A 26,101-nucleotide genomic window follows, 5' to 3' on the forward strand; every position below is an offset into this window, starting at 1 on the left:
CCTTCATTGATATTAATCTCATTATTAAAGGTGTTATTCATATAGATTGTTGCTTTACAATTTGAAAATATACTTGCAATCCCGTAGAGTCTCGCATATTTCCAGTTTTCATCACTTAAATGATTGCATCACCAGAAAAGTCTACGAGTGCTTTTGTTATATTCGTCTTCGTAATTCTTCCGATGACTTCATATGCATCTTCCCCTGATGGATCTTTTACAACAGGGACTGCGTCAATCTGCTTATCGATCAATTTCTCTGCTACCTCGATCAGTAGATCATCTTTTGTACACATCGTTATGTTCGGCATTCGGGTCATGATGATATTCACTGGAATGGATGTGAGCTCTTGATTCCCCATACTAGCACGTAACAGATCCTTCCGGGATAGGACGCCCGCTAACTTTCCCTCTTTATTGACGACAAACAATGTTCCTACATCTTCTAAAAACATCGTACATATAGCATCATAAACAGTTGCTGACTCCTGGACAACAACTGGAAGTGATAAGTATTCCTTTACCTTGATCTGACGGATCTTCTCAGTCAAAAGCTGTGCACTTGTTTTACCTGTATAAAAATACCCGACGCGAGGACGTGCATCCAAATAGCCAGCCATTGTCAATATAGCTAGATCCGGGCGAAGTGTTGCTCTTGTCAGATCTAATTTATCTGCAATTCGTTCTCCCGTTATTGGACCAAAATCTTTTACGATTTCAACTATTCGTTCTTGTCTTTTATTCAGTTCGATTGGTACCACCACCTTACTGCCCAGTATATGCTATACTCTTTTGGATACATTATATCCTATACAGAATCAAAATAGGAAGCATTTCTAAATAAATATAACCTATATCCATCAATAGTAAAGCATATTGAAAACGACCCCACCTTTTCGATTTTAATGCAATTTTCAAGAATGGAAAAAAGGGCTGTCCTAGAACAATCGTTTCAGACACTTGTGGGACAGCCTTTTTGGTTGAGAATTAAACCACTAACTGGTTGAAATCGGCGAAGGAGCGGATTACTTCTGATAAGCCTTTCATCTGAGCTTGGCGGTTTTCCCTGATGCCCTCATCATCTGCATTGACCATCGTATGATCGAAGTAGCGGTCGATCACCTCAGGCAGTTCCATCAATTTATCATAAAACAATGTCACATCCTCAGGTTGTTGAATGGCATCACTCTGGCCTTTGCAGCTTAAATAAAATTCGTATAATACTTTTTCTTCATCATTCTCGAATAATCCAGGATTGATTTCTCCAAAGCCTTCATCGAGATTTTTTGAAATATTGAGGACACGAGTCAATGAAACATTCGCAACCTTGAAGTAATGGTGTTTCAGATTTTCAGCAATCAATTCTGCCCTTTTAAGCAGTAGGTCTACGCGTCCCAATTCTCCTGTCAGTACAGCGTCAATGACATCATAACGGATCCCCTGATCTTGCAGGATCGTTTTCAAACGGACATTAAAAAATTCAATCAACTGATTGAAGACATCCAAGCGATCATTCTTCAATAATTGTTTGTCTTCATAAACATCAAGAGTTGCATTCAATAATTGTTCAAGCTCTACAGGCCAACCTTTTTGGATCAAGATTTGTAGAACACCCGCGGCTTGTCTTCTTAGTGCATATGGATCCTGGGAACCTGTCGGGATGATTCCTATACCGAAGCAACCTACGATCGTATCCAATTTATCAGAGACACTCAGTACTGATCCTACGACAGTTCCTGGTAGCGCATCTCCTGCAAATCTAGGTTGATAGTGTTCGTTGACTGCCGCAGCTATGAGTTCATCTTCTCCAAAAAGCTTTGCATATTTCTCCCCCATCACACCTTGCAATTCAGGGAACTCATACACCATTTGAGTGACGAGATCGAATTTACAGATTGAAGCAGCACGTTGGATGGAACTTCTTGAATCTGAATCCAGGTGTAGCAACTCAGTTGAATTTTCAGCATGGATCTTTATACGCCCAACCTTATCAGCGATTGTTCCTAACTCTTCATGGAACACGATCGATTCTAATTTATTAAGATAATGATCGATGGGCTTTTTCTTGTCTTCATTGTGGAAGAATTGAGCGTCCTTCAATCTTGCCCGCAAAACTTTTTCATTCCCTTTCACAACGTTCGCCAGATGATTATGATCCCCATTTCGAACTGTCACAAAATATGGTTGGAGCTCGCCTTCTTTGTTTTGCACAGGAAAATAACGCTGATGTTCTCTCATAGAAGTGATGAGGACTTCAGGCGGGAGTTCTAAGAATTCCTCATCAAATTTTCCATATAAAGCAGTTGGATACTCGACCAGATTTGTTACTTCCTCCAAAAGCCCATTATCGATCGGGATTTTCCATCTCTCTTCATCTTGAATGTTTTCCAATTGATTCTGAATCGCTTCTTTCCGTTCTTTCGGGTCAGCAATAACGAATTGACCAAGTAAATCCGTAGGATATCGTTCAGGTGATTCGATTTCGATCTCCTCACCGAGAAAACGATGGCCGTATGTTTTTCGATCCGATCGAACACCTGCGACTTCTAGTTTCGGTACTTCTGCCCCATATAAGAAAAGGATCCATTTGATTGGTCGAACAAATTTAAAGTCTTGGTCACCCCATCTCATATTCTTCGGAAAATGAAGGTTTTGAATCACTTTGTCAAGTTGAGGTAACAGATCCATTGTAGATATCCCAGTTGTGAACTTATTCGCAAAAACATATTCTGTATTCTTCACTTCTTTAAAGAAGAGATCTTCCGGGTTTACACCTTGACCTCTGGCAAAACCTAAGGCAGCCTTCGACCAATTCCCTTCATCATCAAAAGCGATTTTTTTGGCAGGACCCCTGAGTTCTTCTTCCTGGTCCTCTTGTTTATCTGCAACTTCCGTAATTTTTACAGCTAATCTCCTAGGGGTTGAATATGGCAAGACGTCACCAAAAGGAATCCGGTTTTCCGAAAACCAGCCTGCTATTTTATCAGAAAGTTGATACATCGCATCCGTGACAAACCTTGCAGGCATTTCCTCAAGACCGATTTCCAATAAAAGATCATGTTTACTCATCGATTTTCGCCCCCTTCAACATCGGAAATCCTAATTGCTCTCTTTGCTCATAGTAAGCATTTGCACATTTTCTAGCTAGATTTCTGACACGACCGATATACCCTGTCCGTTCTGTTACGGATATAGCACCCTTTGCGTCCAGTTGATTGAATACATGGGAACATTTCAGAACATAGTCATAACCCGGAAACACGAGTTGATCTTCAATCGCCCGCATGGCCTCTTTTTCATAAATGTTAAAAAGGGTGAACAACATGTCGGTATCAGACACTTCGAATGTATATTTCGAGTGTTCATATTCCGATTGATAATAAAGATCATGATACGTAATTCCTGAATGCCATTCTAAATCGAACACATTCTCTTTGTCTTGTATGTAAGAAGCAAGACGTTCAATCCCATAAGTGATTTCAGCAGAAACAGGCTTTGCATCTAAACCGCCAACTTGTTGGAAGTAAGTGAACTGGGTGATTTCCATGCCATCTAGCCATACTTCCCAGCCAAGGCCGGAAGCAGATAAGGTCGGTGCTTCCCAATTGTCTTCAACAAAACGAATATCATGCTCATTTGCGTCGATACCAATTTCCTTTAGGCTTTGCAGGTAGAGTTCCTGGATGTTATCCGGTGATGGTTTCATCACGACTTGGAACTGGTGATGCTGGTACAGACGGTTAGGATTTTCCCCGTACCTACCATCGACTGGCCTTCGAGACGGCTCTACATAAGCTACATTCCATGGCTCTGGTCCGATGCTTCGTAGAAATGTCATTGGATTCATCGTCCCGGCACCTTTCTCTACATCGTAAGCTTGCATGACGAAACATCCTTGATCAGACCAATAACGCTGCAGTGTAAGAATCATATTTTGTAAATTCATGACGCACCTCCACGGTTCAAATTTTTATTTCTTCTTTCTCCTAGTCAATCATAGGTTTACGGACAAATAAAAAAACCCTCATGCCTATGTCTGACTCGACATAGGGACGAGAGTTCACCCGCGGTTCCACCCTACTTGGGGTTGATGTTGACTGCCTCAAGACACCATTTCTTGGTTATCTCCAGAACACAGGCTTGTGTCTCAACCCCCGCTTTATTGTAATGCTCCAGAGCGCCCTTCCCTACTTATCAATCCCTAGCTTCCACCATCCTAGAGTCGCTTGAATTGAGGTTGTAAGTACTCCTCTCCATCAACGCATAAAAATTCAATTTTGTTGAAAGTATCATAATCGTTTTTATCCATTTTGTCAAATCTCATTCGAATTTTTGAAGTTGATCAAGAAAACGTTTCGATTTCAAACGGATACCAGTGTATTCTTCCAAGTAAGCAGTCAGGATTTTGTTCAACGCCTTTTTTGTTTCCTCTTTTACCGAAACATTCCCCAATCTTGATAGATCCAGGTGATAAATCAGATTCAGCAGCTTTGCAGTTTTCGGCATCAGGACAAGGGCATTCGGATCAGAATAATTGCATTGATCACAGAGAAAGCCTCCTTCTGCTATGGAGAATGAAAAAATACCCTCGTTTCTTCCACATAGGACACATCGATCAACCTGAGGACCCACTCCTGAGAGTCTTAGCATCTTCATATCAAAGATCGCCTTTAAAATATCAGGATCGACCCCTTCATCTAAATAAGTCAAGGAATTCTTCAAGAATTCAAATAAAGCTGGGGAGGCTTGATTATCCTCAGTGGATTTGTCCAGTAATTCTACCATGTAAGCTGCATAGGCTGTTTTAAAAATATCCTGTTTGATCCCGCGAAACGTATTGATGATCTCACCCTGGCTCAAGCTTCCTAGTCCACTTCCCTTTTGAATAAGGAAATGTCCATGAGTGAATAGCTGGGAAACAGAAGAGAGGCGACTTTTCGTCTTTTTCGCCCCTCGAGCCATCATCCCCATTTTGCCAAAATCCTTTGTATAAACGGTTACAACTTTGTTGGATTCCCCGTAATCCGATGTCCGGATCACGATCGCTTCTGACTTGATCAACATCACGATCACCGCCTGATATCAGTGTGATGCAATCAAAGCTCTGTTTCTAAATAATCGCCTTTCCTTTCTTCGATTTCCAATAGGTCAGATGATTGGTCATTCTCACTCTCAAGTTCTTTTAACAAGAGATACGTATCGATATTACCTGTCTCACAAAACAGTTTCCAGGTAAAGTCCCTCATGGAATGTCTCCACCTTTCGAAAGAAAATAAGCAATCCTTTTCATTAGAGTGACCCTTGATTACAGATTTAATGTTATGGAATTTTTGACAATTTCACTTTAAGCATTTGGCTCTGCAATACTTTCGTTGATATTCGCGAAATCCACTCAAAAATGTTGAGCGCTTCCCAATCAATACGTATCCTCACTGAACCCGAAATCCCTCAGGTTGAACGGACGATTCCGCCAATCCTTCTGCACTTTCACCCACAGTTCAAGATAGACCTTCGACCCTAACAGATGCTCTATATCCTGACGCGCCAGAGAGCCAATCTTCTTCAGCATTCCTCCTTGTTTCCCAATCAGAATCCCTTTTTGCGAAGGACGCTCTACAACAATCGTCGCAGTTATGTCTACCATGTTTCCGCTTTCTCGACGTTTCATCTCATCAATGACTACTGCAACAGAATGGGGTACTTCTTCATGTGTCAGGTGTAGGACTTTTTCTCTGATGAGTTCTGCTGCCACAAATCGTTCAGGATGGTCTGTCACCTGATCTTCGGGATAATACTGTGGTCCTTCTTCCAAGTATTTTGTGAGCTGTTCCATCAATGTAGTAACATTGTTGCCGTTAAGAGCGGAAATAGGTACGATTTCTGCAAAGTCAAGTTTTTCGCGATACTGTTCAATGATCGGCAGTAAATCGTCTGGGTGTACTTTATCTATCTTATTGATGACTAAGAATATAGGTCGCTCTACATTTTGAAGTCGGTCCATTATAAACTGGTCCCCACGTCCATATCCTTCTTCCGCATTGATCAGAAACAGGATGATATCGACCTCATTCAATGTTTCTTGAGCAATCTTCGTCATGAAGTCCCCAAGTTTATGTTTCGGTTTATGGATTCCAGGTGTATCGATAAACACAATTTGTTCTTGGTTCGTCGTATATACGCCATGAATCTTATTGCGAGTTGTCTGCGGTTTATCACTCATGATGGCGATCTTTTGTCCCAGGACATGATTTAACAATGTTGATTTCCCGACGTTCGGACGTCCAATAATCGAAACGAAACCTGATTTAAACCCTTCTCTGTTCATTTAAATCCTCCGGTGAAAACGCTCCTGGCAGCAATTCGCTGACTTTCAGTTCCTGTATATCGCCACTCAGGTTAGTCAAATAAACGGGCATGTCCGGTTTACAAAGCTCTGATATGACTTGCCTACATGCTCCGCAAGGCGGAACAGGACGCTTCGTATCCGCGACGACTGCCATAGCACTGAAAACCTTGTCCCCTTCAGAGTATGCTTTGAACAATGCTGTCCGCTCAGCGCAATTACAAAGACTATAGGCAGCGTTCTCAATATTTGCCCCACGATAAACTTTACCATCCTCGGTAAGTAATGCTGCACCTACCTGGAATTTTGAGTATGGTGTATATGCAAACTTTCTTGCTTCAATTGCTTCTTGTATCAGTTCTTCTTTCTTCAAATCTTTCACCTCAAAAAACGATTTCAATTATTGGTCCAGCAAATAGAAGGAATCCTATTATAACAGCAATAATACTGAAAATAAAGACAGAGCCAGCAGCTAAGTCTTTTGCTTTTTTTGCAACCGGGTGATATTCCTCTGTTATCAAATCAGTAACACGCTCAATCGAAGAATTCATCAATTCCAGGCTAAGTACGATCCCAATGGTAAGCAAAAGGACCAGCCACTTTACAGTTGAAAAACCAAAAAGCAAAGCCATGATAACTGTAAAAAGTGCAAAAATACAATGGATGCGAAAATTCCGTTCCTTTCGCCAGCCCTCAATCAAACCCTCAAACGCATAGCAAAAACTTTTCGCAATATCTCTATTCATGACCGTTTCAATCCAAAAGAGTCCAAGATCGATTCCTGTCGTGTAAACATTTCCTTTTCGTCCTCATCATTCATATGATCATACCCTAACAAATGCAGAAATCCATGCACTGCAAGAAAGCCAAGTTCACGCATGAAAGAATGGCCATAATCCTCAGCCTGCTCTCTAGCTTTTTCAACTGATATGATGATGTCACCAAGTAATACCGGAGTATCGTCATAGACGATTTCCATTTCACCCTCTACCTTATCTTCAAGGGCAAATGATATAACATCTGTAGCACGGTCCATCTCTCTATATTCGGAATTAAGCTTACGGATACGATCGTTCGTAACAAAGGTTACTGATAACTCCGATTCTTGAGTGATAGCCTCTTCTTCTGCAGCATGCTTTAAAAGTTTTTCAACATTACTTATTATCGGCTCATCCAGTTGTTCAGTTTCATCATATAAATCAATGGTTAGCATTATGCTTGACTCACTTTCTTTTTATGAATTTCCTCAGGATATTCAATACGGGAATGGAACATCCCATTCAACGTTTCACAGATACTGACTGTGACGGTTTCGAGTTCCTTCAAGGTAATCGAACATTCATTGAATTGTCCGTCCTCTAAACGGTCAGCAACTATCTTCCGTACTAATGATTCTATCTTAATCGGTGTCGGCTTTGCAATGGACCGGACAGCAGCCTCTACGGAATCTGAAATGCTGATGATGGCTATTTCTTTCGTTTGTGGCTTCGGTCCAGGGTAACGAAAATCCGATTCTTCGATTTGTTTATCCGATTGCTGCACCGCTTTATGATAAAAGTATTTCAATAGGGTTGTTCCATGGTGCTGTTCTGCTATATCGATGATTTCAGTAGGCAGATTATATTCTGCCAACATTTCTGCTCCGTCATAAGGATGAGCAATGATGATCGTTTTACTTAGTTGAGGCGAAATTTTATCATGTGGATTCTCGATATTCATTTGATTCTCGATGAAAAAGTGCGGCCGCTTAGTCTTACCAAGGTCATGGTAGTAGGAACCGACCCTTGCCAACAGACCATTCGCTCCAATCGATTCACAAGCCGCTTCAGCCAGGTTCGCTACCACTACACTATGATGGTACGTTCCCGGTGTCTCCATCAGCAATTTCCTCAGCAATGGATGGTTTGGACTTGATAACTCGACAAGCTTTATCGTCGTCAATATTCCGAATCCAGCTTCAAAGAATGGTAAAAGACCAAGTGTCAATACAGCAGATAAAAAGCCAGAGAAAAGGGCATACCCAACCTGCCAGGAAAGACTGAGAAGTTCAAATTTACCATTCGTTAGCGATAAAATAAGCAAAACGACAATCGAATTGATCATCGACACGAAAAATCCAGTTTTCAAAATCTTCGACTTTACATTTCTTTTACCCAGGAAAAGGACACCGGCAAGTGAACTGATCAGGACATAGGTTCCCATCGCAAAATTGAATGGACTTGCCGCATTGTCATTAAAGATTAGACTTCCACAAATTGCAAAAACGATACTTGAGATGATCGCAGTCTGTTCATCAATCAGCATTTTGATCATCATCGTGCCAAGTGCTACTGGTACGATAAATGCTACACTAGGATAATAAATGCTGAGCAGACTTGTTATTTTCATAAGAATGAGCGTGATTGAAAACATCAAAACATAAATGATCAATTTGATGTTCTCTTTTTTCTTTTCTCCAATAAGGTCTCGTAAGAAATAAATCAAAAACGATGTGATCAGCAGAACTAATATACCGAGGCCGATATAGGGATAAGGTGAAAAGCTTTCCTTCAACAAACCGACAAGCTCTAGTTTATAGAGATCATCACTGGTGATCTGGCTGCCTTTTTCAACGATGGTTTCCCCTTCACGGATCCAGACAGGTTCAGTGTTCGCTACCGCCTCTTCACGCAACTTCTTGGTCGCTTCAGCATCGAACGTATAATTGGATGTAATCGCACTACCAGTAATATCGGTTAAAGCTGGCTTTACACTATCAGAAATGAAAGCATTTTCAATGAACGGTTGCACGTCTTTTTTCTTTTCGTTTATTTGTTCTACCGTGATTTTGTCATCCATGACCGCTTTGATCGTCGAACTTGCGACATCTTTAGCCATTGAAATATCAGCTTTTGATGCGTTTAAAAATGTGATGAGTGAATCATCACTGATGTCTTTAGAAATGAACTCTGGCAAACCGTTACGAAGTTCTGTAATTTGTTGTTTAGCGGTCGTATTTGATTTATCGTTGTTTGCTGGTGTGTCTTCATCCTTCGCTGGATCTTTTCCAGTTTCCCCTTTGCTATTCTCGCTTTGCAGCTCGAGAATTTGATTGAACAATTTTTCAATATAGACCACTTGGTCCAATACGACATTTTCTTTCTCAACATACTCATCGGGGACCGAGGCGGCAGCTTGTGCTTCCTTGGCATTGGTTTCTCTTGGATTGGTAACACGATAGGGGGAATGAATATCCTCCTCAGCGATCGAATTTAAACTGATATCCAGCTTTTCTGGGATAACGTTGCTGATCATCGTAACCACCATGATAAAGGCCAGCGATATGTAAAGAAGGAATCGACTGATTTTGCTGTTTTCTATTTGATTCCATTTTGATTTCAGTTCATTGATCACCTTGGGAGACATTCATTCCCACTCCTTTTATCCGATGGCAGGTCAAATCCAGCCTCATTTTACACCGTAGTATTGTGATTTCATTCTATCACGTATTTTGGATAATAGGGCAAACCTTAAGAAAAATTTGTAAAAGAAAGCATACTTCTAATACCTCTTAAAAAGGAAAAAAGTTTCAATAATTTAAAAAGATGGTATGGATGTTTATGAAAACATGAAATCACATCACAATTTAACTAAACAATAAGAAAAAGACCATCCAACACATCCCGTCAGGCGACTCTTCCCAGTTTCCAAAGAGATGACCTGACAGTTTTAACAGGAGTGGTCTTATCAGTCGTGATCTTCGACTTCGTAAGCATTTATGATTTTTTGGACAAGAGGGTGCCGAACTACATCTGATTGTTGCATATGGATGATCCGGATGCCTTGAATATCTTTAAAGATTTTTTGTGCTCTTCGCAGTCCTGATTCTTTTCCGCGCGGTAAATCGATTTGGGTGATGTCTCCTGTTATGATCATCTTTGATCCAAAGCCCAGTCTCGTCAAAAACATTTTCATCTGTTCCGGAGTGGTGTTCTGTGCCTCATCCAGGATGACGAAGGCTTCGTCCAACGTACGTCCCCGCATGTATGCTAAGGGGGCTATTTCAATCGTTCCACGCTCAATAAGCCTTTCAGTATGTTCAACCCCGAAAAGATCATGGAGAGCATCATAAAGCGGTCTTAAATAAGGGTCTACTTTTTCCTTCAGGTCCCCAGGCAGGAAACCTAAGCTCTCGCCAGCTTCCACCGCAGGGCGTGTTAATATGATCCGTTTCACTTTGCCCTCTTTCAATGCTTTGACCGCCATGACGACAGCTAAATATGTCTTCCCGGTACCTGCTGGCCCTATCCCAAAAACAAGGTCGTTCTTTTTGATTGCATTGATGTAATGTCTTTGACCGAGAGTTTTTGAACGGATCGGTCGCCCTTTGATATTTGTCGTGATCTCCTCTTCAAACAATTGATCCAGTTCTTCAAGAATCCCCTTATATGAAAGCTGTACTGCGTAAATGACGTCACGATCTGTGATATTGATCCCTTTACGGATCAATGACAGTAACGCATTCAGCACATCTTCTACAAGCTGTGCCGTTTCTTCTTCACCAGTAACCGCGACTCCTCCACCACGCGTAACGATATCAACATCCAACGTTTGCTCAAGTGTTTTCAAATGTGAATCATTCGGACCAAAAAGAGCAATACCTTCAGACGGATTTTCTATTTGTAAATTCTTTATATTCAAGTGTTCTGACAATATGGCTCAATCTCCTCCAATTATTGGTTGTTCCTTCACAATGTTCTCAATAACTTTATAGTACATCGATACGTTTACTTTACCATTGTCCACTGTATGGTGCAAAATTTTTCCGCTTTTAATTTTCGATTCATCATCGAGTTGGTTTTCCATATCCTCATCAGCCATTTCCCTGGCTTTTCCAATGGCTTCTTTCTCGGTATACTTCCGGACTACTTGTTCTGATTCCTGTACATCCCTGCGGAGATAAGAAATGGGTAGTTCCCACTTGAACATTCTGAATGTCTTCTCTTCCTCTAAAACTTGATAATGCTCATAAGGGACTTCACCATATCCCCAAATCGGTATGTCTTTACCGAATATCGACAAATAATGCTTATCCATATTGTTTCCAGTATACGTTTCAAAGGTCGACTCCAACGGTAACGTTACCTCTGTAAGATACCACACCTCGCCGAACACCTTCCCTTTCGCTGCAACAGTCCGGGTATTTTTATCTTTTCCAATATATCCGGAAACCAATAGCTCTCCCTTTTGTACCAATTGATTCCTTTCGACTTTAGGTTGACCTTGTTCAATGAACATATCTGTGATGAATGCTTTCTTTTTTGCAATTAAATTTTGAGGGCCACTCACTTTGACCTCTTCAGGTAATTCTTTCTGTACCACCTTGAATTTAAAGGTCGTCCCATCCAAGGTGACACCTACCCAGGTGACCTCGTCCATTTTTTCGGTTACATAATATTGGACTTCTCGAGGATCCGGTAATCGGAATAAAAGCTTTCCCCTTTTGATTCCAAGCTCATCAACCACTTTACGAAGATGATGCTCTGTTTGCGGGTCAGCTCCGCTTACTTCGATTTTCCATACCATATTGGAAAGGAGGAATACAATCACGAAAAAAGACATCATTCCGATTATGAAACCGCCTCTGGAAATCATCCTCCTAATAATGAAAGGAGCACCATTTTTTTGAATCACTCTTAATCTGCATCCTGTTTCCCTTAGAGCTTTTTTTATGTGAAGAGCATCATCTGTGAACATATGAAGCTCTAACTCAGATTCTTTCATCCGTTTTATATCCCATATATGAATATTATGATTCAAACAGTAGTTGAGGAAGGTTTCTGCATGCTCGCCTTCAACTCGTACAATGACAGTGCCTTTTAGATATTTTGTCCAAAATTTTTTCATAGTCCTCCCCCTATTGTTTTTAAGAAATATTTATGTAACGTACGTCGATGATTTTACCTTCTACTAAGATTTCTTCTGGAAGAATCGTTTTCAGAACAAAGTCCTTCCCTGTAATCAATACTTCACCCTGCTGTAAGTTCAGCCTGAGTTCTTCATTGGTGAATTTCTTTACCCCTTTATGATTCTCAATATAGATGTGCAAGTGTCCAATCATCGTAATCCTGGGCAGGTCCATGACGACATCAGCTGGCAGTTCTAATGATCTGGTCATCCATTTTTTCACTTTCTGTTTCAAACGCGCCATAAACGAACCCCCTCTCATCTCATTTTTATGAAGGAAAGGTATAAACTATCACTTCGGATCCTATTTCATCATTATATTTTTTATCAAAGGATTCATGCGGAAAATATAGGGAAGAAGAGATCGACTAGGAAGAATTGGATTGAAATTGAAAGACACTAGAGGGGTAATACGGTACGTGAAATTATTTAATGGAACATATTTTAAGCATTTGTTCCTGTATTTAAGAAAAGTGAAAACGCCCTGGTCAACCACGAAGGGCACTGGAAGTCCGACGAGGAGGCTCGAACCAAACAAAGTTCGGTTCTCCGTGGGTGAACACTTCGACTCTAAATCAATGTGTCGACCGCCGCAGGAGACTGAAGTGATCCAAGTGGTTGGGCGTTGGAGCTAGACATTTCTTCACCCCAACCAAAATTTTATCCTTCAAAAAAAAGCCATGTGCGTATATGCACATGGCTTTTAAAGGTTACATTCGTCTCCTTCGAGCTGTTGAATGTGGTTTTCGTGAACGTGGCGGACCGAGTACTTCTGCCCAGATGACACCTTGGGCCACGTTGTCCGGATTCGGCAGTAATTGACTTTGTACAGGCCTTGGTCTTGGCTTTCTTTTTGGACTTGTCACTTTCAGTTCTCTTGGGACATAATCCCGTGATGGCTGTTCCTGAATGGTATTCTTCAATTCATGCCGCTTTTTCTTATACATTTCTTGTAAGTCTGTTGTCAGCTTTTCGCCGCGTTCCTTCCACTGTCTCTCTGAACTAGTCCTCTCTCTAGCGGGAACTGGTCTCGTTTCAATGGGACGTTGTTGCTGAGGTCTACGGCCAGGCCTTTGTTGTTGTTCATTTTGCTTTTCGATCTGACGCTTGAAGAAGCTGAGGATTCCACCGATGACCAAAATCACAAAGAAGATATTTGACAACAGTAGATCAATGATCGCCTCTAGCACTAGTAAGTGCCTCCTCCTGGATTGTCATCTTCATCTCTAGGGTCAGTAGCTTTTCCGATCGATCCTCTCATATCAGTATCCGCTTTTACATTATTGTAATTCATATAATCCATAACCCCGATGTTCCCTGAACGTAATGCTTCAGCCATCGCCATTGGCACTTCAGCTTCTGCTTCCACAACTTTCGCACGCATTTCCTCAACCCGCGCTTTCATTTCTTGTTCTTGTGCAACAGCCATTGCACGGCGTTCTTCAGCCTTTGCTTGAGCAATATTCTTATCTGCTTCAGCTTGCTCGGTTTGCAGTTCCGCCCCGATATTCTTTCCGATATCAACATCTGCGATATCAATCGATAGGATTTCAAAAGCCGTGCCAGCATCAAGGCCTTTTGTAAGTACAGTTTGTGAAATCAGATCTGGATTTTCCAAGACCTTCTTGTGGTTACCAGAAGACCCGATTGTTGATACGATCCCCTCACCTACACGTGCGATGACCGTATCTTCTCCAGCACCCCCGACGAGACGCTCGATGTTTGCTCGTACAGTGATCCTGGCTTTCGCTTTCACTTCGATCCCATCCATCGCAACACCAGCTATGAACGGCGTTTCAATAACTTTTGGGTTGACACTCATTTGTACTGCTTCGAGTACGTCACGACCAGCAAGATCGATTGCTGCACAGCGCTCAAAGCTCAATTCGATATTTGCTCTGTGAGCTGCAATCAATGCATTGACGACACGGTCCACATTCCCGCCAGCTAAATAATGGCTCTCTAACTGGTTCGTACTGAGTTGAAGGCCAGCTTTTACTGCCTTGATCAACGGATTGATGACACGTGATGGAATGACTCGTCTCAAACGCATTCCGATAAGCGTGAAAATACTGACTCTTACACCTGCAGCTAGTGCGGAAATCCATAGTGCCACAGGGACAAACGTGAACAATACGGCAAGAGCGATGATGACTGCCCCGATTAAAACGACCATGGTTAAAATGTTTGCATCCATTAGGTTAATTACCCCCTTGATTTTCTACTTCTCTTATTTCTCGAACAATGATCCGGGAACCTTCCGTTTTGATGATTTTTATTGAACGATTAATGGCAATGTAACTTCCTTCAGTGACAACATCATACCGCTCATCCCCGATCAAAGCAGTACCTGAAGGGCGTAATGGTGTCAACGTGGTACCTGTCAAACCGATCAATTCACTTCTCGTAACATTGGAAATATAACCTCTGTCATTTGAAGTAGAGTCAAAAAGTATGATTTTCTTCAATGGCCCATTGTATCCAAAGTATTTTAAGAAAAGGATTGAGACAATAACAGTCGCTACAAGAGCGATCAGAATCGACAATAGGATATTCCCTAGAGATCCCCCGGCAAGTACAATCCCTACTAAAACGGCGATTATACCACCAATCCCGAGGATCCCTCCAGGCACGAACACTTCAGCGATAATCAGTCCGATCCCTACAACAAACAGGATGAGAGACTCCCAGCCAGCAAGTCCTGCAATCATATGTCCGAAGAAAAATAATAATAAAGCCCCGAGCCCTAACATCCCCGGAATCCCAAATCCAGGTGAGTAGAGTTCCAGCACAAGACCGATACTACCGATCGAAAGTAAGATCGGGACAACGACCGGGTGCGTTACGTAACGAGCTATCGTTTCAGCAAAAGAGACCTCAATTTCCCTGATTTCAGCATTGGGAATGTCAAGATAGCTGAGAAGTTCGCTGCGATTGTTAAGCACAGCTTCGGCATAACCTACCTCTTTCGCCTGTGTTGCATTCAGTGTGAGGAATTCACCTTTCTCTACTCCCAATTCCTTTATCTCTACATCTGGATCCGCCATTGCCCTTGCATAAATTGGATCCCGGTCATTCAATTCTGCTGATGCTGCCATTGTTGCTATCCAAGCTGACTCTGCTTTCTTTCCTGCTGCTTTCCCCTGGGAATCGATTACACCAGCCGCTCCCATGGTAGTCGACGGTTTCATCACGATTTGATCAGCGTTCAAAGCGATGTATGCCCCAGCAGATAAAGCATGCTTGGTGACATACGCTATGATCGGCACCTCGGATTCCCTCATGATTTTAGCGATGTTTCCAGCCGCATCTACCAGTCCGCCTGGTGTATCCAATTCAAGAACCAGATATTCGGCATTGTTTTCTTCAGCAGTTCTGATAGAACGTTTCAAGAAAGATTCTAACCCCCGCTCTACTGCATCCTGAACTGGTGCCACATAAACGACCGGCTTACCTTCCTCAGCATGAGAAGGATTCATTTGTACGATAAGCATCGGTAATAAGATCAACATAAGATAGAAAGAGATTTTTATATTTCTTTTCTTTAATTTCATAAAAGCCCACCCCCTTTAGTCTCTACACTTTCTTACGTTTAATCATACAATTAGGTTTCACTTTTATGAAGTGAAATATTATCTATGTGTATTGTTCACGATAATGGAGATTTTTGCAACTTTCTAATGATGAAAGTGAATCCGCAAAAAAGCGCCTTGCTGATGCAAGACGCTTTCACTTCATTTATTAGGATAAGTTCTGTTGTACTAAACGGTTCACCAGACCACCATCTGCTTTTCCTTTTACCTTAGGCATGATGGCTCCCATCACCTTTCCCATGTCCTGTTTAGAAGTGGCCCCAACCTGTTGGATCGTTTCTTTCACAAGCTGATCGACTTCTTCTTCAGATAATTGTTCTGGGAGATACTCGTTGAGTATTGCAATCTCTTGACGTAAGTTTTCGACTAAGTCGTCACGCCCAGCCTTACCGAATTCCTGGAGGGAGTCTTTCCGCTGTTTAACTTCACGTGAAAGAACCGTTAATTCCTCATCACCATTCAATTCGTGTCCTAACTTGATCGACTCGTTCTGAAGAGAAGCCTTCACCATACGAATGACCGTCAACCGTTGCTTTTCCTTGTTTTTCATCGCTTGTTTCATATCTTGATTCAAACGGTCAAGTAGACTCAATTAGAACACCCTCTCTTAGAACTTACGCTTACGAGCTGCTTCAGACTTTTTCTTACGCTTTACGCTAGGCTTTTCGTAATGCTTACGCTTACGTACCTCAGCCAATGTTCCTTCTTTAGAAACGTTGCGCTTAAAACGACGAAGTGCATCTTCTATAGATTCGTTCTTACGAACACTTGTTCTAATAGACATATATTTCCCTCCCTCCAAGCTCCTTTAAAAAAATAGAAAAGGAGCGAAAAACCATATCTTTAAACATTATAATATATGCCTATTTTTTTAGTCAACTTTATTTCCGTTATTCGCACAATTATTTCGTCATGTCCAAAACACCTCGTCCATAAGATAGACTAGGTGGTGAAGATGGATGACCCAGATAATCTCATTATTCGCGGTCTTTTTGACGATATTCCTTTTCGGAATGACTGTGATGCGTCTCGGCCTGAATACGGCTTCTAAACAAAAGCTCAAGGTGTTGTTGCTTCGCTATACAGATAAAACGTGGAAAAGCTTTTTATTAGGGATTTTGATTACAGCTGTCATTCAGAGCAGTTCTGCTGTCATGGTCATCGTCATTGGTCTCGTAGCCGCGCAACTTATGAATTTTCGGCAATCAATCGGAATCATACTTGGGGCGAATATCGGTACGACCATTTCAACTGAGATCATCACCTTTGAAATCGATCAATTAATCCTACCTTTTTTAATTATCGGGTTCATAATGATTTTCCAATCAAAAAATTGGTCGTTTTGTTGCGGGTCAGCCTTGTTCGGCCTTGGTTGCATGTTTGTCGCAATGAATGGGTTTGAAGCTTTAGCCGGTCCGATTACCCAATTGGAATGGGTCCAGCACCTCTTACAGTTGACGAACAAGCATATTCTGTATGGACTGGGCCTTGGAACGACGATGACAGCAGTCATCCAATCCAGTACAGCGACGACTGCCATCATCATGTCACTCATGCACGAAAACATACTTTCTTTGACCTCAGGGATTGCAATCATGTTAGGTGCAAATGTGGGGACGTGTGTCACTGCCATGATCGCTTCAATCGGTACGATTCACGAGGCTAAGCTTGTCGCTTTTGCCCATACTTGGATCAATATCATCGGGGTGTTTCTGTTTTTACCGTTTCTGAATCTTTTCTCTAATTTCGTCATTTTGTTGACGCATTTGCCCGATGTGCAAATCGCTCATGCAAGTGTTTTATTCAATGTGATTTCTTCCTTATTGCTGCTGCCGTGTGCAGGGCTTCTAGCTGCCATCATTACAAAGCTGCACGGAGAAAGAATGGTAAAGCTGTGAATCAACCAGTTGTTTGACTCAACAAATGGGGTGCAAAAAGAGCATAACGTACCTAAAAAGCGCGAACGCCCTGGTCAGCCACGAAGGGCACTGGAAGTCCGACGAGGAGGCTCGAACCAAACAAAGTTCGGTTCTGCGTGGGTAAACACTTCGACTTAAATCAATGTGTCGACCGCCGGTCTGAAGTGATCCAAGTGGTTGACATTTCTTCACCGCGACCCAAATTTTTATAAATTCTGATCCTTCAAAAAAAGAGGGTCTCTCCCAAAATAATCGTGTTAGACACTTATGGGTTAGCCCTCATTAGAATGTATTAATAGTCAGATTGGGATGTTTCCCCTTTTACAATCGCTATGCCAGAACTTGCACCGATTCGCGTCGCTCCAGCATCGATCATTTCTTTTGCCGATTCAGGCCCTCTTACACCGCCGCTTGCTTTTACACCGATTTCTGGACCTACGACTTTCCGCATCAATGCTACATCTTCAGGAGTCGCTCCCCCAGTTGAGAAGCCAGTTGAAGTTTTGACGAAATCAGCTCCAGCTTTAACAGAAAGTTCACAAGCATGCTTCTTCTCTTCCTCAGACAGAAGACATGTTTCAATGATCACTTTCGTCAGGGCTCTACCCTCAGCAGCATCAACGACTGCTTGGATGTCTTTTTCAACAAGCTCAAAATTTTTACTCTTCAAAGCACCGATGTTGATGACCATATCCACTTCTGTCGCTCCATTTTCAATCGCATTCTTCGTCTCGAAAGCCTTTGTTTCAGGAGTTGATGCCCCTAATGGAAATCCGATCACTGTACAGACCTTCACATCAGTATCTTTTAAAATCTCATAGGCCGTTTCAACCCAGGTAGGGTTTACACACACAGAAGCGAATGAATATTCTTTCGCTTCCTCAGCTAGTTTAACGATATCTGCCGATGTCAATTCAGGTTTTAAAGCTGTGTGGTCAATCATTTTTGCTATATTCATACTAGCAGCCCCTCCATTGTCATTTAGTTTATATTTAGTTCAGATGATTATCAGGCAGTAGCAGTCGTTTGCTCTCCATCCAGGATTCTTACGAATTGACCTTCGTTAAAAGGGTATCCTGCTTTCGTGATCCTTACACGAACGAGTTTTCCGATCATGTCTTCAGCAGCTGGAATACGGACCTTCATATAGTTAGCGGTATAGCCGATATACATGTTCCCATCCGAATCGTCCTTGTCAACTTCCTCTGGGATAATATCAAGCACTTCCCCTTCGTATTGGGAAGCATATTCTTTCGCTAATTGATCAGACAGTTCAATCAAACGATGCACACGCTCATTTTTAACATCTTCAGGCACTTGATCTTCCATATTTGCAGCTGGCGTTCCTGTCCTGCGACTGAATGGGAATACGTGAAGTTCGGAAAACTTATGCTCCTTGACGAAATTATACGTCTCCATGAATTCTTCTTCTGTTTCACCTGGGAAGCCAACGATTACATCAGAAGTAATCGCAAGACCTGGAAGGGCTTTTTTCAACTTATTCAATCGATCGGCGAACATCCCCATGCTATACTTCCGTCTCATCCGCTTTAATACGGTGTCAGATCCTGACTGTAAGGGAATATGAAGATGAGGAACAACGATTTCAGATCGATCGAGGACGTCAATCACCTCGTCAGTCACCTGACTTGCTTCAATCGACGATATCCTTAAACGTTTCAAACCTTTCACCTGCTCATCGATATCAGATAAAAGCTGTGCAAAGTTATAATCCTTCATGTCTTCTCCGTAACCGGCAGTATGGATACCTGTCAGGACGATTTCTTGATAGCCTGAGTTGACAAGCTGTTGAGCTTGCTCAATGACATGTTCCGGTTTTCTGGATCTTAAAAGGCCACGTGCCCACGGGATGATGCAGAACGTGCAGAAATTGTTGCACCCTTCCTGGATCTTTAATGAAGCGCGAGTACGATCCGTGAATGAAGGGACTTCAAGCTCCTCGTATACACGCGCTTTCATGATATTCCCTACCCCATTGATCGGTTGACGTTCACGTTTATATTGTTCGATGTATTCGAGCATCTTCACTCTGTCCTGGGTGCCGACGACGACATCCACACCTGGGATCGCCATGACTTCCGCCGGTGAGGTCTGTGCGTAACATCCTGTAACACAGATGACAGCATCTGGATTTTTACGGATGGCACGACGAATAACCTGGCGACTTTTTTTATCCCCAGTATTCGTTACTGTACAGGTGTTGATCACATACACATCAGCACGCTTTTCAAAGTCGGTACGTTCGTAATTTCCGCTTTTAAAAAGCTGCCAAATCGCTTCAGTTTCGTAATGATTTACTTTGCATCCTAATGTATGGAACGCTACAGAAGGCATTTTTGGTCACCTCAGTAATTCTAATTGATAGGAAACAGCAGAAAGCACATAGAGTGATGCTGTTTCAGTCCGAAGTATGCGTGGTCCGAACCCGCATGCGACAAATCCTGCACCTCGAAGACACTGGATTTCATCTTCTGTCAAACCACCTTCAGGGCCAATGACGACGATAATGGAATCTTGTTCGATATCCACATTCTGGAGAAGCCTGGCTAATCGGGTAGTTTCGTTTCGCTTTGCCTGTTCTTCATATGCGACGATTTTGGTCGTAAAGGAATCACTCAATGAAATTAATTTGTCAAAGGTTACCGGTTCCAGACATTCTGGCATACGATTTCGATGGGATTGTTCAGCTGCTTCCTTAATGATCTTATGCAGCCGTTCCGTCTTCTTTTTGGACTTATTCGAATCCCATTTCACAATTGATCTGGATGCTTGAAAAGGGATGAATCGATCAGCACCTAGCTCGGTTCCTTTTTGGACAATCATTTCCAGTTTATCATGCTTTGGCAGTCCTTGTGCAATGGTTACAGAAATTGGTAGCTCCGATTTAACCCCGATCCATTCAGAAATTGAAAGATGAACAGAAGCATCTGTGATCTCGGTGATCGTACACTCGGCTACACGTCCCTGATTGTCACTGCAAATCACCTGATCGCCAGGCCCCATCCTCATCACTTTCGAAATGTGCTTTATATTTTCACCGGTAATCGTCACAGTTTCATCTGTCATTTGGTCGGGCTGTACAAAGTACCGTTGCATCAGTGATTCTCCTGAACTTCATTTTTAGAAGGCTTTCTGGCAATGAAGGCAACCCAGTCTTCCATCAATAACGTTTCTTCAATCTGGAATCCGGACGCTGTGAGAGATTTCTTCACTTCATCTTTCTTCCCCTTGATGATCCCTGAAACGATGAATTTCCCATTAGGTTTAAGTAATTCAAATGCATCTTTATCAAAACGAAGGATGATTTCTGCTAATATGTTAGCGACGATGATGTCATATTCACCGCTGGTATTGTCCAGCAGGTTGTTTTGACGGACGGTGATCTGTTCCTGGGATTTGTTCAGCTTGATATTCAACCGTGCACTCTTGACAGCGATCTCATCCAGGTCCAGTGCAGTTACATGTTTAGCTCCGAGCTTGGCAGCAGCAATACTGAGAACGCCTGAACCTGTCCCGACATCAATCATTTCATCGCCAGGCCTCAACGTCTTTTCAATCGCCTGGATACACATGACCGTAGTTGGATGTGTGCCTGTTCCGAAAGCCATTCCAGGGTCGAGTTCGACGATAAGTTCATCCGTGCTTACTTTTTCATACTCTTCCCACGTTGGAATGATCGTAATCCGTTCAGATATTTTTACCGGTTTATAATACTTCTTCCAAGCAGTCGCCCATTCTTCCTCATGCACTTCGCTGATTGTGATCTTATTGTGACCAAGGTCGATGTTGTGAAGAAGCAACCCATTGATCGCTTCCTTGATTTCTTCAACGGTCTCTCCTAAAAAGCTGTTAACTGGCAAATAAGCTTTTACAATTACTCCTTCTTCAGGGTAATCGTCCGGATTTAGTTGGTAGATCTCACCCATTGAGGTATCCCACACTTTGATCAAGTCCTGCGGGTCTTCGATCACTACTCCACTAGCTCCTGATTCGTGCAGAATATTCGAAATCGGTTCAATTGCTTCCTGTGTTGTATGAATGCTTATTTCAGACCATTTCATGAGACCTACCATCTTCCTTTCATTTTCATTCGTCATGATCATCCAGTCACATTTTCTTCATTCGCCCTTAAAAGCTCTTTTCACCTTACTGAACAAATTATCATGCTGTTCATCTACTGTTTCACCACTGATTTCAGCAAACTCACGAAGCAATTGTTTTTGTCGATCGCTCAGCTGTTTCGGGGTGACTACTTTCACTTTGACATGCTGGTCTCCCTGACCGTATCCACGAACATTCTGAACACCTTTTCCACGAAGACGGAAGCTTGTTCCAGACTGTGTTCCTGCAGGGATTTTCAGCTTCACTTTACCATGAAGTGTCGGGACTTCGATTTCATCACCTAATGTAACTTGAGTGAATGTCAGCGGCATATCAATGAAAATATCATCCCCATCACGCTTGTAGAGCTCGTGTGGTGTTACACGTACGACAACATATAGATCTCCTGGAGGTCCACCGTTTTCACCCGCTTCACCTTTTCCAGCTACACGGATTTGTTGTCCATGATCGATTCCAGCCGGAATTTTCACATGGATTTTATTCTGTTTGCGAACTTTACCTTTTCCACCGCATGTTTGGCACTTTTCTTTGATGAATTTACCAGTACCACTACAGTGATGGCATACTCGGCGGTTGACGACACGTCCGAAAGGTGTATTCTGCTCCACATTCAACTGCCCGCTACCACCGCAATGCGAACATGTTTCAGGTTTCGTTCCTGGCTTCGCTCCAGATCCGAAGCATGTGTCACATTCTTCTTCTTTAGGTATCTGAATATCTGTCTCTTTACCGAAAACAGCTTCCTCGAATTTAAGAGTCATTGTATATTGCAAATCTGCCCCTTGGCGTGGAGCATTCGGATTCCTGCGTCCTCCTCCACCGCCAAAAAACATATCGAATATATCTCCGAAGCCACCAAAGTCAGCTCCACCTGCCCCGAATCCCTGGTTAGGATCGGAATGCCCGAATTGATCATAATGAGCTTTCTTCTGTGAGTCACTCAGGACATCATAAGCTTCCTTGACTTCTTTGAATTTCTCCTCAGCATCCGACGCTTTATTGACATCAGGATGATATTTCCTAGCGAGTTTTCGATAAGCTTTTTTAACTTCATCAGTCGAGGCGTTCTTATCAACCCCAAGAACTTCATAATAATCACGCTTACTCAACACTCTCACTCCCGGTTCTTTTACATAACGATTATCATATCACTATACTCTATGACTCCGCAACATGTTGCAGTTAATTCGTTTTAAGCATTAAGCTCCGTTATACTCCATTGCTGATTTACACCCAATTCACTCCGAAAAGCGGAAGCGACCCGTATAGTCACGCAGGTCACTGGAAAACTCGTCGCCGCAGAAGTACTGAAAAAGAATGAATCGATTCTTTTCATTCATAGAAAAAGTCAAAGTCTTGAAGACTGACTTTGACTTTTCCTTATCGTACTTACTTCTTCTCGTTATCGTCGTTTACCTCTTCGTAATCAGCATCTACGACATCATCATTTTGCGTTTTCTGATTGTCTTCGCCTTCTTGAGCAGCTTGAGCTTGCTGGGCAGCTTGCTCGTAAAGCTTTGTGGATAGCTCCTGGACAACCTGTTGCAATTCATCTTTAGCAGAACGGATTGCTTCTAGATCATCACCTTCTAGAGCTTTTTTAACTTTATCTTTTGCTTCATTCGCCTTCGTTACTTCAGCTTCGTCTACGTTACCTTCAAGATCTTTCAATGTCTTTTCAGTTGTGAAAACAAGTTGATCTGCTTCATTGCGAAGGTCTACTGCTTCACGGCGTTTCTTATCCGCTTCTGCGTTTTCTTCCGCATCCTTCACCATATTTTCGATTTCTTCTTCAGAAAGTCCTGAAGAGGAAGTGATCGTGATGGATTGTTCTTTGTTTGTTCCAAGATCCTTCGCTTTAACGTTTACGATACCGTTCGCATCAATATCGAATGAGACTTCGATTTGTGGTACTCCACGTGGTGCCGGCGGAATATCGGTCAATTGGAAGCGTCCAAGCGTTTTATTGTCTGCAGCCATCTCACGCTCACCTTGGAGAACGTGGATATCAACGGATGGCTGATTATCAGCAGCTGTTGAGAAGACTTGGGACTTACTTGTAGGGATTGTTGTATTACGTTCGATAAGCTTCGTATTCACCCCGCCCATTGTTTCGATTCCTAGAGATAGGGGAGTTACGTCAAGTAGAACGACATCTTTTACATCACCTGTCATTACACCCGCTTGGATCGCAGCTCCTAATGCAACCACTTCATCCGGGTTGACACCCTTGTGAGGATCTTTTCCTGTGATTTTCTTAATTGCTTCTTGTACAGCTGGGATACGTGTAGATCCACCAACCAGGACTATTTTGTCAATTTCAGAAGGTGTAAGGCCAGCATCTTTGATCGCCTGACGAGTTGGCCCCATTGTACGTTCTACAAGCCCGGAAGTCATCTCATCGAACTTGGCACGGGATAGGTTCACTTCCAAATGCTTAGGACCAGATGCATCGGCTGTGATGAACGGTAATGAAATTTGTGTCTGCGTTACTCCAGAAAGGTCTTTCTTCGCTTTTTCGGCAGCATCCTTCAAACGTTGTAGAGCCATTTTGTCTTGAGAAAGGTCGATCCCGTTTTCCTTTTTGAATTCGCTGACGAGATAGTCGATGATGGCCTGATCGAAGTCATCTCCACCTAGTTTGTTGTCCCCAGATGTTGCTTTGACTTCGAAGAAACCGTCTCCCAGCTCAAGAAGCGAAACGTCGAACGTTCCACCACCCAAGTCATAAACAAGGATCGTTTGGTCATCTTCTTTTTCAAGACCATATGCTAGAGCAGCAGCAGTCGGCTCATTGATGATACGTTCAACTTCCAAACCGGCAATCTTACCCGCATCTTTTGTAGCTTGACGTTGAGAGTCATTGAAGTAAGCAGGTACAGTGATGACAGCCTTCGAAACCTTCTCCCCAAGATATGCTTCAGCGTCAGATTTAAGTTTTTGAAGGATGATTGCTGAAACTTCTTGCGGAGTGTATTCTTTTCCTTCTGCATCAACTTTATAATTCGTTCCCATATGACGCTTGATCGAAATGATGGTGTTCGGATTCGTAACCGCTTGACGCTTGGCAACCTCTCCTACTAGACGCTCTCCATCTTTAAAGGCAACGACAGATGGTGTCGTACGATTTCCTTCGGGATTCGGTATGACGGTTGCTTCCCCGCCTTCCATTACTGCAACACAAGAGTTAGTTGTACCTAAGTCAATACCAATTACTTTGCTCATGACAATTCCTCCTATTTTAGTATGTAGCTTTAATTTTTAGTTTGGAAATTCAAATTCTTTATCTAGAAATCTACTTGGAATTCACTTTCACCATTGCAGGACGGACAACTCGATCTTTCAATTTGTAGCCCTTTTGCAGGACTTCAACGACCGTGTTGTCATCATAGCCGTCCTCTTGAACTTGCATGACAGCCTGATGTTGGTGAGGATCAAATGCCTCTCCTTCGCCTGGTACTTCTTCTACCCCTTGATTCTGAAGTACCTCGATCAATTGATTATAAACCATCTTCATTCCTTGATGATAAGAATCAACTTGTTCACGATCAGTCTGTACATTCAATGCGCGTTCAAAGTTATCAAGGACTGGAAGTAACTCTTCTACGATCCCCTGGGCTCGATATTTTGCAGCCGCTTCTTTTTCCTCTCGGGTACGGCGGCGGAAATTATCATAGTCTGCCTGAACACGGATCATACGATTTTTTATATCTTCGAGTTCCTTTTCTAGTTCAGTCACTCGGTCGTCTTCTTCATTTTCCAGATCAATTGCATCATCGCTGGATTCTTCGGCCTTTTCTTCCGCAGATTCCTCTTGGGATTCTTCAATTTCTTCTTCATTCTCTTGAACGTCTTGCTGTTGTTTGTTTTCTTCCATTTCATTCACCTCCCTGAACTAGTCAATACCTAATTTAACGATTGGTTTTTATCAAAAGCATGATAAAGAAAAGCACATGCGCCCTGATCAGCCACGAAGGTCACTGGAAGTCCATCGAGGAGGTTTTCGCCGCCGCAGGAGGACTGAAGTGATCCAAGTGGTTGGGCGTTGGAGCCAATATCACTTCACCGCAACCAAAATTTTTATACTTTCTTATCCTTTAAAAATGGGAGATGAAAAGATCTCCCACCCTTTAAATGCTTGGCTTTATTCATCTAAAA

The 26,101-nt window shown here is 42.4% G+C and carries 26 protein-coding genes; 1 reads left to right on the forward strand and 25 read right to left on the reverse strand.

The features are described 5' to 3' along the window. Positions 1-115 precede the first annotated feature (115 nt). The 18 genes from ccpN to rpsU all read right to left on the reverse strand — a co-directional run bounded on the left by ccpN (position 116) and on the right by rpsU (position 16,665). Positions 116-763 carry a transcriptional regulator CcpN gene (gene ccpN / locus L1611_RS02060; RefSeq protein WP_322972501.1) on the reverse strand — a complete coding sequence of 216 codons (648 nt, stop codon included), beginning with the start codon at positions 761-763 and terminating at the stop codon, positions 116-118. A 223-nt stretch (positions 764-986) separates the two neighbouring features. Continuing rightward, positions 987-3,068: a glycine--tRNA ligase subunit beta gene (gene glyS, locus L1611_RS02065; protein ID WP_236311387.1), complete on the reverse strand. Its 2,082-nt coding sequence runs from the start codon at positions 3,066-3,068 to the stop codon at positions 987-989. After that, the gene (glyQ, locus tag L1611_RS02070) at positions 3,061-3,945 is read right to left on the reverse strand and encodes a glycine--tRNA ligase subunit alpha (RefSeq protein ID WP_236311388.1); all 885 of its coding nucleotides are present in this window, start codon (positions 3,943-3,945) and stop codon (positions 3,061-3,063) included. Before glyQ ends, glyS begins: the two co-directional genes overlap by 8 nt. 374 nt (positions 3,946-4,319) lie before the next feature. Further along, the gene (gene recO, locus L1611_RS02075; RefSeq protein WP_236311389.1) at positions 4,320-5,063 is read right to left on the reverse strand and encodes a DNA repair protein RecO; all 744 of its coding nucleotides are present in this window, start codon (positions 5,061-5,063) and stop codon (positions 4,320-4,322) included. Positions 5,064-5,095: 32 nt separating this feature from the next. Then, positions 5,096-5,245 carry a YqzL family protein gene (locus L1611_RS02080; protein WP_225063597.1) on the reverse strand — a complete coding sequence of 50 codons (150 nt, stop codon included), beginning with the start codon at positions 5,243-5,245 and terminating at the stop codon, positions 5,096-5,098. Positions 5,246-5,415: 170 nt separating this feature from the next. Next, a complete protein-coding gene (gene era, locus L1611_RS02085) occupies positions 5,416-6,324 on the reverse strand; it encodes a GTPase Era (RefSeq protein WP_236311390.1) in 909 nt (302 codons plus the stop codon). Next, positions 6,305-6,715 carry a cytidine deaminase gene (locus L1611_RS02090; protein WP_236311391.1) on the reverse strand — a complete coding sequence of 137 codons (411 nt, stop codon included), beginning with the start codon at positions 6,713-6,715 and terminating at the stop codon, positions 6,305-6,307. The genes era and L1611_RS02090 overlap by 20 nt, the downstream gene beginning before the upstream one ends. Before the next feature lie 10 nt (positions 6,716-6,725). Then, positions 6,726-7,088, reverse strand: a complete 363-nt coding sequence (locus L1611_RS02095; protein ID WP_236311392.1) for a diacylglycerol kinase family protein — start codon at positions 7,086-7,088, stop codon at positions 6,726-6,728. After that, positions 7,085-7,558 (reverse strand): rRNA maturation RNase YbeY, encoded by a 474-nt coding sequence (ybeY, locus tag L1611_RS02100; RefSeq protein WP_236312014.1) that lies wholly within the window; start codon positions 7,556-7,558, stop codon positions 7,085-7,087. The genes L1611_RS02095 and ybeY overlap by 4 nt, the downstream gene beginning before the upstream one ends. Then, positions 7,555-9,747: an HD family phosphohydrolase gene (locus L1611_RS02105; protein WP_236311393.1), complete on the reverse strand. Its 2,193-nt coding sequence runs from the start codon at positions 9,745-9,747 to the stop codon at positions 7,555-7,557. Before L1611_RS02105 ends, ybeY begins: the two co-directional genes overlap by 4 nt. A 321-nt stretch (positions 9,748-10,068) precedes the next feature. Beyond that, positions 10,069-11,034 (reverse strand): PhoH family protein, encoded by a 966-nt coding sequence (locus L1611_RS02110; protein WP_236311394.1) that lies wholly within the window; start codon positions 11,032-11,034, stop codon positions 10,069-10,071. A gap of 6 nt (positions 11,035-11,040) precedes the next feature. After that, entirely contained in the window at positions 11,041-12,228 is a 1,188-nt protein-coding gene (gene yqfD, locus L1611_RS02115) for a sporulation protein YqfD (protein ID WP_236311396.1), read from the reverse strand. Between the two features lie 19 nt (positions 12,229-12,247). Then, on the reverse strand, positions 12,248-12,532 hold the full coding sequence (yqfC, locus tag L1611_RS02120; RefSeq protein ID WP_236311398.1) for a sporulation protein YqfC: 285 nt from the start codon (positions 12,530-12,532) through the stop codon (positions 12,248-12,250). 466 nt (positions 12,533-12,998) lie between these two features. Continuing rightward, positions 12,999-13,478, reverse strand: coding sequence for a hypothetical protein (locus L1611_RS02125; protein WP_236311400.1), 480 nt, complete (start codon positions 13,476-13,478; stop codon positions 12,999-13,001). Further along, entirely contained in the window at positions 13,478-14,485 is a 1,008-nt protein-coding gene (gene floA / locus L1611_RS02130) for a flotillin-like protein FloA (RefSeq protein ID WP_236311401.1), read from the reverse strand. The genes L1611_RS02125 and floA overlap by 1 nt, the downstream gene beginning before the upstream one ends. Positions 14,486-14,489: 4 nt before the next feature. Next, a complete protein-coding gene (locus L1611_RS02135; RefSeq protein WP_236311402.1) occupies positions 14,490-15,842 on the reverse strand; it encodes an NfeD family protein in 1,353 nt (450 codons plus the stop codon). Positions 15,843-16,029: 187 nt separating this feature from the next. Next, a complete protein-coding gene (locus tag L1611_RS02140) occupies positions 16,030-16,473 on the reverse strand; it encodes a GatB/YqeY domain-containing protein (protein ID WP_236311403.1) in 444 nt (147 codons plus the stop codon). A 15-nt stretch (positions 16,474-16,488) separates the two neighbouring features. Beyond that, positions 16,489-16,665 carry a 30S ribosomal protein S21 gene (rpsU, locus tag L1611_RS02145; RefSeq protein WP_236311404.1) on the reverse strand — a complete coding sequence of 59 codons (177 nt, stop codon included), beginning with the start codon at positions 16,663-16,665 and terminating at the stop codon, positions 16,489-16,491. Between the two features lie 175 nt (positions 16,666-16,840). Here rpsU and L1611_RS02150 point away from each other — a divergent pair, with 175 nt between their 5' ends. Further along, positions 16,841-17,779: a Na/Pi symporter gene (locus tag L1611_RS02150; protein WP_236311405.1), complete on the forward strand. Its 939-nt coding sequence runs from the start codon at positions 16,841-16,843 to the stop codon at positions 17,777-17,779. A gap of 313 nt (positions 17,780-18,092) precedes the next feature. Here L1611_RS02150 and deoC read toward each other — a convergent pair whose 3' ends face one another. The 7 genes from deoC to grpE form a co-directional block, all read right to left on the reverse strand. Beyond that, positions 18,093-18,758, reverse strand: coding sequence for a deoxyribose-phosphate aldolase (deoC, locus tag L1611_RS02155; protein ID WP_236311406.1), 666 nt, complete (start codon positions 18,756-18,758; stop codon positions 18,093-18,095). A gap of 50 nt (positions 18,759-18,808) precedes the next feature. After that, on the reverse strand, positions 18,809-20,155 hold the full coding sequence (gene mtaB, locus L1611_RS02160; protein WP_236311407.1) for a tRNA (N(6)-L-threonylcarbamoyladenosine(37)-C(2))-methylthiotransferase MtaB: 1,347 nt from the start codon (positions 20,153-20,155) through the stop codon (positions 18,809-18,811). Positions 20,156-20,161: 6 nt separating this feature from the next. Next, a complete protein-coding gene (locus tag L1611_RS02165) occupies positions 20,162-20,917 on the reverse strand; it encodes a 16S rRNA (uracil(1498)-N(3))-methyltransferase (protein WP_236311408.1) in 756 nt (251 codons plus the stop codon). Next, positions 20,917-21,882, reverse strand: coding sequence for a 50S ribosomal protein L11 methyltransferase (prmA, locus tag L1611_RS02170; protein WP_236311410.1), 966 nt, complete (start codon positions 21,880-21,882; stop codon positions 20,917-20,919). The genes L1611_RS02165 and prmA overlap by 1 nt, the downstream gene beginning before the upstream one ends. A 57-nt stretch (positions 21,883-21,939) precedes the next feature. After that, positions 21,940-23,052, reverse strand: coding sequence for a molecular chaperone DnaJ (gene dnaJ / locus L1611_RS02175; RefSeq protein ID WP_236311411.1), 1,113 nt, complete (start codon positions 23,050-23,052; stop codon positions 21,940-21,942). A gap of 280 nt (positions 23,053-23,332) precedes the next feature. Next, entirely contained in the window at positions 23,333-25,168 is a 1,836-nt protein-coding gene (gene dnaK, locus L1611_RS02180) for a molecular chaperone DnaK (RefSeq protein ID WP_236311412.1), read from the reverse strand. A gap of 70 nt (positions 25,169-25,238) precedes the next feature. Next, on the reverse strand, positions 25,239-25,820 hold the full coding sequence (gene grpE, locus L1611_RS02185) for a nucleotide exchange factor GrpE (RefSeq protein WP_236311413.1): 582 nt from the start codon (positions 25,818-25,820) through the stop codon (positions 25,239-25,241). Between the last annotated feature and the right edge of the window lie 281 nt (positions 25,821-26,101).

The organism is Pseudalkalibacillus salsuginis (assembly GCF_021646685.1).
Lineage (GTDB): Bacteria > Bacillota > Bacilli > Bacillales > Fictibacillaceae > Pseudalkalibacillus > Pseudalkalibacillus salsuginis.

What these genes read in the sequence shown, in the direction of transcription:
- glyS (WP_236311387.1), bottom strand. Translation starts at nt 3,068, where the DNA reads ATGAGTAAACATGATCTTTTATTGGAAATCGGTCTTGAGGAAATGCCT.
- glyQ (WP_236311388.1), bottom strand. Translation starts at nt 3,945, where the DNA reads ATGAATTTACAAAATATGATTCTTACACTGCAGCGTTATTGGTCTGAT.
- recO (WP_236311389.1), bottom strand. Translation starts at nt 5,063, where the DNA reads ATGTTGATCAAGTCAGAAGCGATCGTGATCCGGACATCGGATTACGGG.
- L1611_RS02080 (WP_225063597.1), bottom strand. Translation starts at nt 5,245, where the DNA reads ATGAGGGACTTTACCTGGAAACTGTTTTGTGAGACAGGTAATATCGAT.
- era (WP_236311390.1), bottom strand. Translation starts at nt 6,324, where the DNA reads ATGAACAGAGAAGGGTTTAAATCAGGTTTCGTTTCGATTATTGGACGT.
- L1611_RS02095 (WP_236311392.1), bottom strand. Translation starts at nt 7,088, where the DNA reads ATGAATAGAGATATTGCGAAAAGTTTTTGCTATGCGTTTGAGGGTTTG.
- L1611_RS02105 (WP_236311393.1), bottom strand. Translation starts at nt 9,747, where the DNA reads ATGTCTCCCAAGGTGATCAATGAACTGAAATCAAAATGGAATCAAATA.
- yqfD (WP_236311396.1), bottom strand. Translation starts at nt 12,228, where the DNA reads ATGAAAAAATTTTGGACAAAATATCTAAAAGGCACTGTCATTGTACGA.
- yqfC (WP_236311398.1), bottom strand. Translation starts at nt 12,532, where the DNA reads ATGGCGCGTTTGAAACAGAAAGTGAAAAAATGGATGACCAGATCATTA.
- floA (WP_236311401.1), bottom strand. Translation starts at nt 14,485, where the DNA reads ATGGATGCAAACATTTTAACCATGGTCGTTTTAATCGGGGCAGTCATC.
- L1611_RS02135 (WP_236311402.1), bottom strand. Translation starts at nt 15,842, where the DNA reads ATGAAATTAAAGAAAAGAAATATAAAAATCTCTTTCTATCTTATGTTG.
- rpsU (WP_236311404.1), bottom strand. Translation starts at nt 16,665, where the DNA reads ATGTCTATTAGAACAAGTGTTCGTAAGAACGAATCTATAGAAGATGCA.
- L1611_RS02150 (WP_236311405.1), top strand. Translation starts at nt 16,841, where the DNA reads ATGACCCAGATAATCTCATTATTCGCGGTCTTTTTGACGATATTCCTT.
- deoC (WP_236311406.1), bottom strand. Translation starts at nt 18,758, where the DNA reads ATGAATATAGCAAAAATGATTGACCACACAGCTTTAAAACCTGAATTG.
- mtaB (WP_236311407.1), bottom strand. Translation starts at nt 20,155, where the DNA reads ATGCCTTCTGTAGCGTTCCATACATTAGGATGCAAAGTAAATCATTAC.
- L1611_RS02165 (WP_236311408.1), bottom strand. Translation starts at nt 20,917, where the DNA reads ATGCAACGGTACTTTGTACAGCCCGACCAAATGACAGATGAAACTGTG.
- prmA (WP_236311410.1), bottom strand. Translation starts at nt 21,882, where the DNA reads ATGAAATGGTCTGAAATAAGCATTCATACAACACAGGAAGCAATTGAA.
- dnaK (WP_236311412.1), bottom strand. Translation starts at nt 25,168, where the DNA reads ATGAGCAAAGTAATTGGTATTGACTTAGGTACAACTAACTCTTGTGTT.
- grpE (WP_236311413.1), bottom strand. Translation starts at nt 25,820, where the DNA reads ATGGAAGAAAACAAACAACAGCAAGACGTTCAAGAGAATGAAGAAGAA.